We start from the raw sequence: 11,664 nt of genomic DNA on the forward strand, positions 1-11,664 counted from the left end.
TTCACGGGACTGCACACACGATGAATACGACCACCCTGACCTCGCAGGACGCCGCGCGCCCCAGCGCCGCGAAGATCCGCCGCATCATCTTCGCGGCGTCGATCGGCAACGCGCTCGAATGGTTCGACCTGATCGTCTACGGCTTCTTCGCGGTGACGATCGCCAAGCTGTTCTTCCCCGCCACGAGCGAAGCGACGTCGCTGATGCTGACGCTCGGCACGTTCGGGCTGTCCTACCTGATCCGGCCGATCGGCGGCTTCGTGCTCGGCGCGTACGCGGACCGCGCGGGCCGCAAGGCGTCGCTGCTGCTGTCGATCGCGATGATGATGGCCGGCACGCTGCTGATCGCGCTGATGCCGACCTACGCATCGATCGGCATGCTCGCGCCGCTCGGGATCATGCTGTCGCGGCTGATGCAGGGCTTTTCCGCGGGCGGCGAATTCGCAAGTTCGACCGCGTTCCTCGTCGAGCATGCGCCGCAGCGGCGCGGCTTCATGTCGAGCTGGCAGTTCGCGAGCCAGGGCCTCGCGACGTTGCTCGCGTCGGGTTTCGGCGCGCTGCTGACGGCCACGCTGACTTCCGCGCAACTCGAAAGCTGGGGCTGGCGCGTGCCGTTCCTGTTCGGCCTCGCGATCGGCCCGGTCGGGCTGTACATCCGCCGCTACGTCGACGAAGGCGTCGAGTTCAAGACGCAGGCGCGCTCCGAAGCGCCGGTGCGCGAGCTGTTCGCGGACCAGAAGCTGCGGCTGCTGCTGTCGGTCGGCGCGCTCGTGATCTCGACCGCGATCAACTACATGATCCTGTACATGCCGACCTACGCGATCAAGCAGCTCGGGCTGCCGGCATCGACGGGCTTCGCGGCGACACTCGCGACCGGCTTCGTGCTGACGCTCGTCACGCCGGTCGTCGGTCATCTGTCCGACAGCACCGGGCGGATCCGCATGATGGCGGTCGCGGCCGTGCTGATGCTGCTGACCGTTTGGCCGACGTTCGCGTGGCTCACGCGCCACGCGTCGTTCGCGACGATGCTCGCCGCACTGGTCTGGATCGGCGCGCTGAAGGCGGTGTACTGCGGCGCGCTGCCGGCGCTGATGGCCGAACTGTTCCCGTCGCAGACGCGCGCAACCGGCCTCGCGGTCAGCTACAACACCGGCGTCACGCTGTTCGGCGGCTTCGCGCCGTTCGTCATCACCTGGCTGATCAGCACGACCGGCAACCGGCTGTCGCCGGCGCTCTATCTGATGGGGTGTGCGCTGCTGAGCCTCGCCGCGCTGTTCGTCGCGCGCACGCGGCTGAAGATGCGCTGACGCGAGAAACGACGGCGCAGCGGTGCGCCGCCGAGACCGCCCGACTCGGCCCGTCGCGGCAGCGCCGCCGCACGGGCCGCGCGCCGTTTACGGCGCCGGATTCGGCTGCCGTTCGTGCAATGCGTCGATCTCGGCGAGGATCTCGTCGGACAGCGTCACGTCGATGCTGCCGATGTTCTCCTTCAACTGCTCGAGCGACGTCGCGCCGACCAGGTTGCTGCGCACGAACGGGCGGCTGTTGACGAACGCGAGCGCCAGTTGCGCGGGCGACAGCCCGTGACGCTGCGCGAGCGCGACGTAACGCGACGTCGCCTCGACGGCCTGCGGCTTGCTGTAGCGCTGGAAACGCTCGAACAGCGTGATGCGCGCGCCGGCCGGACGCGCGCCGTTCTCGTACTTGCCGGACAGCCAGCCGAACGCGAGCGGCGAATACGCGAGCAGGCCGACGCCATCGCGATGCGTGAATTCCGACAGCCCGTTTTCGAACGTGCGGTTCAGCAGGCTGTACGGATTCTGGATGCTCGCGATGCGCGGCAGCCCGAGCCGCTCGGCCGCGCGCAGGAACTGCGCGACACCCCACGGCGTTTCGTTCGACACGCCGATCGCGCGCACCTTGCCGGCCTTCACGAATTCCGCGAGCACGCCGAGCGTTTCCTCGATCGGCACCGTGTACGCGTCGTCGACCCACGGATACGCGGGACGGCCGAACGTGGTCGTGCTGCGATCGGGCCAATGCAGCTGGTAGAGATCGACGTAGTCGGTCTGCAGGCGCTTGAGGCTGCCGTCGAGCGCTTCGGTCAGGTTCTTGCGGTCGAACTGGTTGCCCTCGCCGCGAATATGGCGCGGATTATGCGGCTGCCGCGCCGGCCCCGCGATCTTCGTCGCGAGCACGATGCGGTCGCGCTGCGCGCGATGCTGCGCGATCCAGGTGCCGATGTATTGCTCGGTGCGACCCTGCGTGTCGGGCTTCGGCGGCACCGGATACATTTCCGCGGCATCGATCAGCGTCACGCCCTGCCCGAGCGCGTAGTCGATCTGCTCGTGCGCGTCGCGCTCCGAATTCTGCTCGCCCCACGTCATCGTGCCGAGACCGATCAGGCTGACCTCGATGCCCGAATCGCCGAGTGTGCGGTATTCCATGCTGTTCCTGTCGCGTCGGTGGAAAGCAGGAACGCTATCACATTGAAGGCGACTGCTTCAGACGGGTGCCGCGCACGCTTACAAGCGGCCTTCGGCACTGCCCGGTGGGTTCACGCCTGCTCGGACGACGGTGCTGCCGCCCTCCGTCACTGCGGGCGCTGAATGAAGCAGGTCGCCGACGCATGCGCGACGATCTTGTCGTCCGGCGTCTTCAGCGTGCCCTCCGCGACGCCCAGCGAACGCGACAGGTGAATCACGCGCCCTTCCGCGATCAGGTCGACGTCGCGCGGCACGGGCCGCAGCATCTTCACATGCAGATCGACGGTGCCGTAACCGACGCCCGCGTCGAGCATCGAATGCACCGCGCACCCGGTGACCGAATCGAGCACCGTCGCGGCGAACCCGCCGTGCACGCCGCCCAGCGGGTTCAGGTGCCGGCCGTCCGCCCGCGCCGAAAACTTCACGTAACCGAGCTCGACGTCGAGCGGACGCATCGGGATCGTCTCGGAAATCGACGCAAGGGGCGCGTCGCCCGACACGGCGGCACGCAGCAGATCGAGGCCAGACAGGGAAAGCGGATTCATCGGGTTGTCTCCGGGTTGAAAGCGCGTCGCCGCGCGAGTAAGTTCTAAATTGGAACTAATTATTGTCAACGATGCCGGTCCTTGTCAACGCGACCGCGCCCGTTACGACCGAAGGCGGGTTCTATAATCGAACTCGCTATTTCGCAGAACCGCCGCACGACCGCCGCAAGAGGCAAGAGACTCGACGATGAAATGGGATGACATCGGCACGCTGAACTGTTCGGTCGCGCGCACGCTCGCCGTGCTCGGCGACCGCTGGACCATGCTGATCCTCCGCAACGCCTTCCTCGGCTGCCGCCGCTTCGATGCGTTCCAGGCCCAGCTTGGCCTGACGCGCCACGTGCTGGCCGAACGGCTTGCGCGGCTCGTCGACGAAGGCGTGCTCGTCAAGCGCGCGTATCAGGAACGCCCGCCGCGCTTCGAATACCGGCTGACAGAAAAGGGCCTCGACCTCTACCCGGCCCTGCTCGCACTGATGGCGTGGGGCGATCGCTGGAAGGACGACGGCCAGGGGCCGCCGGTGCAATTGCGCCACCGAGCCTGCGGTCAGCTGATGCACGCGGTGACCGTATGCTCGGCCTGCGGCGAACCGCTCGACGCGCGCGATGTGCAGCCCGAGCCCGGGCCCGGCTGGATCACGCCCGACGAGGCCGGGGCGTCTGCAGCCAGGGATTGACGATGCGCCGCGCGCGGATGTCTGTCTGACGCGCCCGCTAGACGTCCGCTTGGGCCACTGGCCGCGTTGAGTCTGGGTCCAGCCGACCGGGCGCACGCATTGCTCGCACGCGAGTGCCCTGCAACGGTAAACGCAATCGCATGCCATCGCCGGCCCTATCCGCTATCCGTTGATCGTCCCGATTGAACACACGAAGCTGCACAACGCAACTTTGCGTCACCCCCAACACCTCTGCCGACCATCGCTTCGCATCCGCACGTGACCAGGCCGCCACGCGTGCGTTACACTCACGGCCCGCTGTCTCGAAATTATTCGCTGTCCAAGATGTTGTCGCGCAATCGCCTCGCTGCCGCCTGTCTCGCCGCTTCCCTGCTCGCCACACCCTTCGCCGCCTTCGGCAAGACGCAAAGCGAATCGCTGCTCCAGCAAGCGATCGATCTCGTGTCGCGATGGCTGCCGGCCCCCACTCACGAAGCGCCCGCGACCCAGGTCGTCGAATCGGCATTCTCGCCCGACGGCGGCGCCGAGGCGCTCGTGCTGAAAGCGATCGGGGCGGCGCGCAGCTCGATCCGGGTCGCCGCCTACTCGTTCACGTCGCCGCCCGTCGCACGCGCGCTGCTTGCCGCCAAGCGCCGCGGCGTCAACGTCGCGGTGGTCGTCGACGACAAGGGCAACCGCGCGAAGAGCAGCAAGCAGGCACTGAACCTGCTCGTCAACGCGGGCATCCCGACGCGCACGATCGACGCCTATGCGATCCATCACGACAAGTACCTCGTGATCGACGCCGAGCACGTCGAAACCGGTTCGTTCAACTACAGTGCGTCGGCGGCCAGCCGCAATTCCGAGAACGTCGTCGTGGTCTGGAACAATCCGCAACTCGCGTCGCGCTACCTCACGCACTGGCAAAGCCGCTTCGACCAGGGCACGCCGTACCGCTCCAGCTACTGACGCGCGACACGCGCTTTCGCCCGGCGCTCGACCGCTCGCATTTTTGCCGCGGTGTGGCAGATGATCGGCGAGCACGGCGCGATGTTCAATTCGGCCGAATGGCCAGCATGCCGGCTCGCGAAGCGGCCGCCATGCGCGATGCCGCCGCGTTCAATGGATTTCAGGCGCGCGGCCGGTCGCTGCGCCGGCATGCGCGCTCGACACACAGCGGTTCACGTGCCCGTCCGCACCGCTTGCCGAATTCGCCGACAAGCCGTGGTCGCCCATCGGCAGCACGCTGCGCACGCAATCGGTGCTGAACATCAGCGTGTTCTGAACCAGCGGGTAAAGGAGATACAGCGCAAACGCGAGATAGCCCGCGTACAGAATTCGAACCATGGTGCGATGGGATGCGATGAACGATTGGACTCGTCCTGTTTACGGCATGGCGCCGCGCACCTTGAGGTATCGCCCGTCCGATTCCGCATCGGGACGAAACACGGGTCGATGACGCCCGCTTCTTACTGCATCTTCACCGCCCTTCACGAACCCGATCACCGCCGCTGCAGGACTTGCAGCGTGGCAAAACGGCCGGCGCATAACCGCGGACGAGCCGGGCCGGCGCGGCGGATCAAGCCGCCGCGCAGCCGCTCGGCCGCGGTCGGGCGCCGGCGTCGGTTCAGCTCCCGCAGGGCGGCGCGCTGGCCATGGCCTCCGCGATCTGCTCGGGTGTCAGGTCGCGCTGATGCGTCGCCAGCGACCAGCGATGCCCGAACGGATCCTCGACCTGCCCGTAACGATCGCCCCAGAACATGTCGGCGGCCGGAATCGTGACCGTCGCGCCGGCCGCGACCGCCTTCGCGATCGCCGCGTCGGTATCCGGCACGTACAGGTGCAGGCAGACGGGCGTGCCTTTCAGCGCCTTCGGGCCCAGCGCACCGTGCTCGGGCATTTCATCCACCAGCATCAGCGTCGAATCGCCAATCGCGAGGCACGCATGCGCGAGCCGGCCGTCGGGCATCGCGAGGCGAAACTGTTCGGTCGCATTGAATGCGCGCTGGTAGAAGTCGATGGCTGCGGTTGCGCCCGCGCAGATCAGATGCGGGGTCAGCGTGCGCATCCCTTCCGGGATCGGCTTGACGGACGTGGCCATGGTGTCGCTCCTTCAGTCGGTTGTCGTATCGAAAATCGGGACGGACGCGCGATGCGCACGCCTCCGATGCTACGACGGACGACTCCCGCGGAAATCGACACGACACACGGGATTTTTTTGTTTGGTTGAGCCACTGGGTGCACAGGGCGCCCCACCGGGCCTCGTCAGCCCGTTCGGTCGGCCGGTTCGTCCGGCAGGCCGAACTGACGGCGGCAGGCCTCCAGCAACTCGGCCACCGCGTCGAGCGGAAGATCGGCAAACCGGGCGATCGGCAGCATCACGCCACCCGGCACCCTCGTGCGCGACGAATGTACGGAGAACTGGTAGCCGATGTAATGATTACCGGCGACGCGGACGATCCGGAATTCCGTGACGTCACGCCACGGCGTGACCGGTTTTTCCCGCGCGGAGCCGATCAGCCGGAAGCCCGTCTCGTCGATCTGCAGCGACATCTTGCGCCGCGACGAGACGAACAACGCGGCACTGGACAGCCCCAGCAGCGCGGCCAGCGCCGCCACTGGCCAGAGCGTCGGAGCGGCCACATAACCGCACAGGCTCGCCGCAGCTAGCCCCGCACACACGACCGCCCTGCTTTTCAGGCTTCGGCCGTCGACCGCCAGCGTCACCGGCAACGAACCGGTGACCGTTCCCGCGACGGGATCGACGTGCCAGCCGGAATCCGTCGTTTCGCGTTCGTCGTTCATTGCACGCCGGCTCGTGTCGACGGCCGCCGGCCCATCGACGAGGGCGGCATGTCGGAATTCCGATCCCGGTGGCGCGAATCACGCACCATTGCGCCGACGCCAGTCAATTGCATACCTTGACGGTACCGTTGGTCGTGCATTGACCGATGGCCCAATGGCTCTGCGCTGCCAGATGAGGCGCGACGCCCATGCCGCGAATCGGCGCGGCAGGCGGCGACGATGCAGGAACAGGCGCCGACGCAGTCTCGGGCGACGGTTGCACGGGCGCTGGCCCGGAGGTCTGACAGGCGGCAATCGCCAGACAGAGCGCGAATGCCGGCGGGACGATGGCGGATCTGGACAGGGTCATGGGCGCACTCGCACGATTCGTTTTGGGTAACGGCTCGCAGTCAGATCTGCGGCAGGTCGCGCAACGTGCGCGACTCGCTCGTTGCATCGATGTCGAGCTCGATGCCTTCCGACGCATCGCGATACAGCACGCGCTTCAGCCTGGGCCCGATTGCAGTGGTGTCCGATGCCGAGAAGATCGCACGGACATCGTTACCGGACGCGAGCGCGCGCGCCACGTCCGCCACCGGGGCCTCGCGGGGCGCCGCCGCCCACGAGCGATCGGCCGGGTTCACGGCCGCCCAGCGCACGTGCGTCACGCGCGCGCTGAGCGGATCGATTCGGACACCATTCACCGCGAACGTCGACATCGGCATCTCCTTTGAATTTTTGCGGCCTGCCGCATGCATGCGGCGAGCGGCGAACAGTCCGGACCTCGCCTGCGCAGCGCGCACGGCCCGCGATCAGGTGCGCGGCTCCGGCCAACGCGATTTTCGATGATACATTGGGACGCTTTGCAACCGTCAACAGACAATCGTGTACGGGAGAAACACATGAGCGACGCCTGGGGAACCTTCCCTGCCAGAATGGGCGACCATCAGGCTTTCATCAGCTTCAACCACGGCTTTGCGGAAATCGCCGAAAGCGATCCGCGCACGTCGCTGCTCAGCGTGCGCGTTCCCTTTGCGCATCCGTCGCCCGAAGGTCTGCCGACCGGCGACGAATTCGCCGATCTCGCGAAGATCGAGGATCTGCTCGACGCCGCGATCACCGCGAAAGACGGCGTGCAGGTCGGCCGCATCACCGTCGACGGCAACCGGGATTTTCTTTTCTACGTGCCGTTCGACGAAGAGGCAGCCGCGGAGATCGTCGACTCGCTGGCCGACCAGACGACCTATGCGCTGCAGTACGCCCATCAGGACGATCCGGACAAGACGACATACTGGCAGACGCTCTACCCGACCGACGACGACTGGCAGATCATGCGCGACATGCGCACGCTGGAGGCGCTGCGGCAGCAAGGCGACGTCCCTGACGTGAGCCGGCGCGTGATGCACTGGGCGTACTTCCCCGACCCGAGCGACGCGCACCAGTTTGCGGACTGGGCCGAAGCGAAAGGCTATCCGGTCGAATCGGTCGCGCCGACCGAAGACGGCAAGTCGGCGGTGCGGTTTTCGCACGAAGGCACGATGGCGCTCGCCGACATCACGCGCCATACGCTCGTGCTCAATCGCGAGGTGCGCGCGCTCGGCGGGAACTACGACGGATGGGAAACCAGCGTCGAACAGGCTGGCTGAGCGGAGCGCCATGCCCGTGGCGTGTGATGTGACGCACGCTATCTGACGCAAAAAACATCCCGGCAGCGCGTTGTTGCGCGCCGCCGGGATCAAGGCATCGCCGGAAAAACCGGCGATGGGCCTGAGGGTTCGCTCAGGCACGAGGAAAGCGATTCTTGCGGATCAGGCGAACGAATGTCGGGTTGCGAACGAGTGCCGTCGCGCCGCCCGCCGAACGCCTGTCCGGTTCCGCCGACGCAACCTTCCGGCGTCGGGGGGCAAAAAGCCCCCGCTCCTGCACGAGCGAGCGGGGAAATAGTTGACCGGGCCGGGGAAGAACGGTCAACCGGTCAAATTGTGATCGCGGGTCGCGCGATGGTCTGTGCGGCAACTCACCCTTTAGTAACAATGTGACGGCCACCGGCATGCTCGCGTGCCGGTGGCCGTCATGATTCGAGCGTGACGCATTGCTTGCCGGCCTCGCTGACGAAGATCCGGTCGACAGCGTTCGTCTTTACATTCCAGCGCTTTATTTTGTTTTAATTCAAGTCGATTTTTCAGACCCGGGCGCAGTTTCCGGTAAGTCGCGGATATTGTCAAAGCAGGATTATTCTATTTTTTTCGCGCGATGCGATTTCCGCCTCATTTTTTCGTGCGGAATTTCTTGCGCGCAATGATCTGCGTCACGAAAATACGAGTTCGTCGCTACAACGAGCCACTGGAAAACCAGTCGGCAAACATATCGATCCAGTCGAGATTGCTGACGATTTCAATAGCGGCGTCGCCGATGATTTCGGCTGTCGACGAATCTGCCGCCACCGCGCCGATTGCCACCGCGCCCGCCGTCGCAATCCCGGTCGATGCGACGGCCCTCGGAGCGGCAAGCCGCTCCAGCCAGTCGACGATATTGGCGCGCGCGTCCTCTTCATCGGCGAAATCGTTTCGCTCCAGAAAACGATCGAATACGATCCACCCGAGCGTCTTGCTTCGCACCTCGGATTCGAGCTGCCTGTCGACAGCGGCAGTACGGCCGGACTCCGTGATTTCAAGCGTTGCGGTGAAACGGTAATCGAGATATTCGATCTCGAGTTTCGACGACATGGCTTCTCCGCTCAATGTGCCCTCTCAATTTTCATGATGCCCGGCGCCTGACGTGCTTCTCGACACCGTGTGAATCTTGCGTGAATTTCGCGCAGGGTTTCATTCTGCGCCGGCAGTATCGCGATATTGTCGCGGCCTGTCGATACGGACCGCCAACGTATGACCGCTCCCATTCTTTTTGCCGGTTGAGCCCGTAAGTCGCTCCGTTTTCCTATTTTTGGCATCGACCTGCAGTGCAGCCGTCCGCGCTGCTAAACTCGAATCACAAAGACCGCTTGCGCCACCAGAGGAAATAATGACGCTCGCTCACGCACGACAAAGCGGCGTAGATGTCTGGATCGTCCAGCTTCCCGGGCACGCTCCCTATGCCTACACGCACCTCAAGCGGGTATTCTCGTCCGACGACTCTCGACATCGGGTCGTGACGATCGACCTGAAGAAACTGCTGGCCTGCGCCGACCGCGACACCACCGACTATGTGCTGCCGTCGGTTCAGTACTGGGCACCTGGAAAGGCCGCGGGCATTCGCGAATTCCTCGATCCGAGCCAGGACCGGATTCCGGACATGCCGTTCATCACGTTTCGCGAGACGAGAACGCGAACGTTGCTCGGCATTCCCGGCCTGTCGAAAATCGGCGTCGCATCGTTCCGTAACGGCCAGCATCGCGCACGCTATCTCGCCTATGCCGGCGCGACGATCCTGCCCGTCGAAATCCACGAGACCGAAGCCGATTTGCTTGTGCGGTATTGCGGCGTGTGATGGCAAAGTCCGTTCGGCTTTCACCTGGCGCTTCCATAGCAGCCAGACGCAGTTGCACTCTCGTGCCGCCGCTCGCGCCGATGCCGGCAAGCGTTCAAGCCTGGATCGCGTAAATCCGGTCGGTGACTTCCGTCTGGCCGATACGGCTCGTTTCGACACCGGCCAATTGCCAGCCGTTGTGTTCGTAGAACCCGATCGCGCGCACGTTGCCCTCGAGCACCTGCAAATGGACCTTGTCCACGCCGATCGACCGGGCCCATGCGCGAACGGCTTCGATCATGCGCTTGCCCGTACCGCTGCCGTGATGCGAAGGATGAACGTGCAGGCAGTCAAGCAACACACCAAGCGCCGGATCGACGGGGCGCTCGGCACTGACGAAGCCGATGGGCTCGCCATTCGACTCGGCGATCAGCACGAGGCCCCACTCGCGCTCGTTGCGATCGAGATACTTGCGCCACCGGACCGCGTGCTCCGTCGGCACCTCGTCGGACAGATAGGTGGCCGGAAGGATGTGGCTATAGGCGGTTTGCCAGCTCAGCGTGTGCAGGCGAGCAATGCGGTTCGCGTCGTGCGCCGTCGCGGCGCGTAGTGTGGCCCGGGTGTCCGGCATCGGTAGCAACTCCTTGTGCTGGTTCTCTTGATCGGCATGTGTCGTCGCAAAATATACCGTGCTTTGCGGGATGCATTTCGCAGGGGCTCGTCGTCGGAAGGTCGGCACGCGGGCAAAAAAAATCCCGACACCTTCTCCGGTCGTCGGGATCGAACGGCCCTGCAAAGCATGAGGGCACGAGGAAGGTCATACATTACACGTATGCAAGACTGTTACGCCTTGTCGGTTTGCGCCAAGCCCCTGTTCGATTCCGCCAATCAGCCGGTTATGGGCGGTCGTAAACGAAAAAAGCCTGCTCGCGTTTTGCGCGAGCAGGCAAGAAAACGGATCAGCATTCGAGGCACGAGGGCTGTCCAGAGAAGATAACGGCACGGCGCGCGGGAACCTTAGGCAGGAAAGGAAGCTTCGCGGGCAAACGGGTACGAACGTTGTCGGCGCAACGACAAGGAAGCGCGATACGAGGCAGGCTCGGGGCCTCGTCGCCATCTCCGTCATCCGCATCGGAAATGCCAGACAAGCGGTGCTATCGGTCGATACCACGCACGATCGCGTGCCCGATTTCGACACCTGCACGCGTCGCCTCGTCCGAGGTCTGATATTCGGTATCGAAGTCATATCGCCGGGGCAACTCGATTCCGTCTTTGCGAACCCGAACGTTCGCCATCCACGTGCTGCCGGGTGCCGGCTGCACGGACTCGACGATGATTTCGTAACCGTCGAATTCATCAGTATGGCATTCGATTCTCTTGTGCAGAGGGCGTCACCTTCCATGCGCCTGATGTTGCTGTCGCGCAGCGCGCTTTGCGCAATCGTTATTTTGAAGTGCGAGAGGCCGAAATGACATCGCGGTTGATTCATTGAATACGGGGGTGCCACTTCATTAAAGACGCCGTGACCAAGACGCACCGTGGCTGTTGTGTCCGAACGCCAGAAAGCAAAAAGCCCGGTTCAATGAACCGGGCTTTTTGCTTGAATTTGTTGGGGTGGCTGATGGGACTCGAACCCACGACGACAGGAATCACAATCCTGGACTCTACCAACTGAGCTACAGCCACCACTGATACTGCTTGCTTCGCTTCGCTGTTTTGTTTCAGCAGC

At 64.5% G+C, this 11,664-nt stretch carries 15 protein-coding genes and 1 tRNA gene; 5 read left to right on the forward strand and 11 right to left on the reverse strand.

Annotated features, from left to right (window positions below; all coding sequences use genetic code 11):
- The first annotated feature begins 20 nt into the window (after positions 1-20).
- Complete coding sequence (locus HWW87_RS08190) at positions 21-1,307, forward strand: MFS transporter (RefSeq protein WP_175819893.1); 1,287 nt, start codon at positions 21-23, stop codon at positions 1,305-1,307.
- An 87-nt stretch (positions 1,308-1,394) separates the two neighbouring features.
- Here HWW87_RS08190 and HWW87_RS08195 read toward each other — a convergent pair whose 3' ends face one another.
- Both HWW87_RS08195 and HWW87_RS08200 read right to left on the reverse strand, forming a co-directional pair.
- Entirely contained in the window at positions 1,395-2,447 is a 1,053-nt protein-coding gene (locus HWW87_RS08195) for an NADP(H)-dependent aldo-keto reductase (protein WP_174391157.1), read from the reverse strand.
- A gap of 146 nt (positions 2,448-2,593) precedes the next feature.
- Positions 2,594-3,031 (reverse strand): PaaI family thioesterase, encoded by a 438-nt coding sequence (locus tag HWW87_RS08200; protein ID WP_006484216.1) that lies wholly within the window; start codon positions 3,029-3,031, stop codon positions 2,594-2,596.
- Between the two features lie 187 nt (positions 3,032-3,218).
- On the opposite strand from HWW87_RS08200, the gene HWW87_RS08205 reads away from it, so the two are divergent.
- Positions 3,219-3,707, forward strand: coding sequence for a helix-turn-helix domain-containing protein (locus HWW87_RS08205; protein WP_175819894.1), 489 nt, complete (start codon positions 3,219-3,221; stop codon positions 3,705-3,707).
- A gap of 324 nt (positions 3,708-4,031) precedes the next feature.
- Positions 4,032-4,655 (forward strand): phospholipase D family protein, encoded by a 624-nt coding sequence (locus HWW87_RS08210; protein ID WP_027784365.1) that lies wholly within the window; start codon positions 4,032-4,034, stop codon positions 4,653-4,655.
- A gap of 150 nt (positions 4,656-4,805) precedes the next feature.
- Here the strand turns inward: HWW87_RS08210 and HWW87_RS08215 are convergent, their stop codons facing one another.
- The 5 genes from HWW87_RS08215 to HWW87_RS08230 form a co-directional block, all read right to left on the reverse strand.
- The gene (locus tag HWW87_RS08215) at positions 4,806-5,033 is read right to left on the reverse strand and encodes a hypothetical protein (protein ID WP_175819895.1); all 228 of its coding nucleotides are present in this window, start codon (positions 5,031-5,033) and stop codon (positions 4,806-4,808) included.
- A gap of 280 nt (positions 5,034-5,313) precedes the next feature.
- A complete protein-coding gene (locus tag HWW87_RS08220; RefSeq protein WP_175819896.1) occupies positions 5,314-5,787 on the reverse strand; it encodes a VOC family protein in 474 nt (157 codons plus the stop codon).
- Between the two features lie 164 nt (positions 5,788-5,951).
- Positions 5,952-6,491: an aspartyl-tRNA synthetase gene (locus HWW87_RS08225; RefSeq protein WP_175819897.1), complete on the reverse strand. Its 540-nt coding sequence runs from the start codon at positions 6,489-6,491 to the stop codon at positions 5,952-5,954.
- Positions 6,492-6,594: 103 nt separating this feature from the next.
- Complete coding sequence (locus HWW87_RS37545; protein ID WP_347879280.1) at positions 6,595-6,840, reverse strand: hypothetical protein; 246 nt, start codon at positions 6,838-6,840, stop codon at positions 6,595-6,597.
- A 40-nt stretch (positions 6,841-6,880) separates the two neighbouring features.
- Positions 6,881-7,189, reverse strand: a complete 309-nt coding sequence (locus tag HWW87_RS08230; RefSeq protein WP_174391163.1) for a phosphatidylserine/phosphatidylglycerophosphate/cardiolipin synthase — start codon at positions 7,187-7,189, stop codon at positions 6,881-6,883.
- A 183-nt stretch (positions 7,190-7,372) separates the two neighbouring features.
- Between HWW87_RS08230 and HWW87_RS08235 the strand changes: the two genes are divergently transcribed.
- Positions 7,373-8,116, forward strand: a complete 744-nt coding sequence (locus HWW87_RS08235; protein WP_175819898.1) for a DUF695 domain-containing protein — start codon at positions 7,373-7,375, stop codon at positions 8,114-8,116.
- A gap of 684 nt (positions 8,117-8,800) precedes the next feature.
- On the opposite strand, the gene HWW87_RS08240 is transcribed toward HWW87_RS08235, so the two are convergent.
- Complete coding sequence (locus HWW87_RS08240; protein ID WP_175819899.1) at positions 8,801-9,196, reverse strand: hypothetical protein; 396 nt, start codon at positions 9,194-9,196, stop codon at positions 8,801-8,803.
- A gap of 295 nt (positions 9,197-9,491) precedes the next feature.
- On the opposite strand from HWW87_RS08240, the gene HWW87_RS08245 reads away from it, so the two are divergent.
- The gene (locus tag HWW87_RS08245; RefSeq protein WP_175819900.1) at positions 9,492-9,956 is read left to right on the forward strand and encodes a hypothetical protein; all 465 of its coding nucleotides are present in this window, start codon (positions 9,492-9,494) and stop codon (positions 9,954-9,956) included.
- A gap of 94 nt (positions 9,957-10,050) precedes the next feature.
- Here HWW87_RS08245 and HWW87_RS08250 read toward each other — a convergent pair whose 3' ends face one another.
- The 3 genes from HWW87_RS08250 to HWW87_RS08255 all read right to left on the reverse strand — a co-directional run bounded on the left by HWW87_RS08250 (position 10,051) and on the right by HWW87_RS08255 (position 11,621).
- Positions 10,051-10,566, reverse strand: a complete 516-nt coding sequence (locus HWW87_RS08250; RefSeq protein ID WP_175819901.1) for a GNAT family N-acetyltransferase — start codon at positions 10,564-10,566, stop codon at positions 10,051-10,053.
- 523 nt (positions 10,567-11,089) lie between these two features.
- A complete protein-coding gene (locus HWW87_RS37550) occupies positions 11,090-11,320 on the reverse strand; it encodes a DUF6566 family protein (protein WP_347879289.1) in 231 nt (76 codons plus the stop codon).
- Between the two features lie 225 nt (positions 11,321-11,545).
- Positions 11,546-11,621, reverse strand: a tRNA-His gene (locus tag HWW87_RS08255).
- Positions 11,622-11,664 lie beyond the last annotated feature (43 nt).

The organism is Burkholderia sp. BCC0419 (genome assembly GCF_902830285.1).
Lineage (GTDB): Bacteria > Pseudomonadota > Gammaproteobacteria > Burkholderiales > Burkholderiaceae > Burkholderia.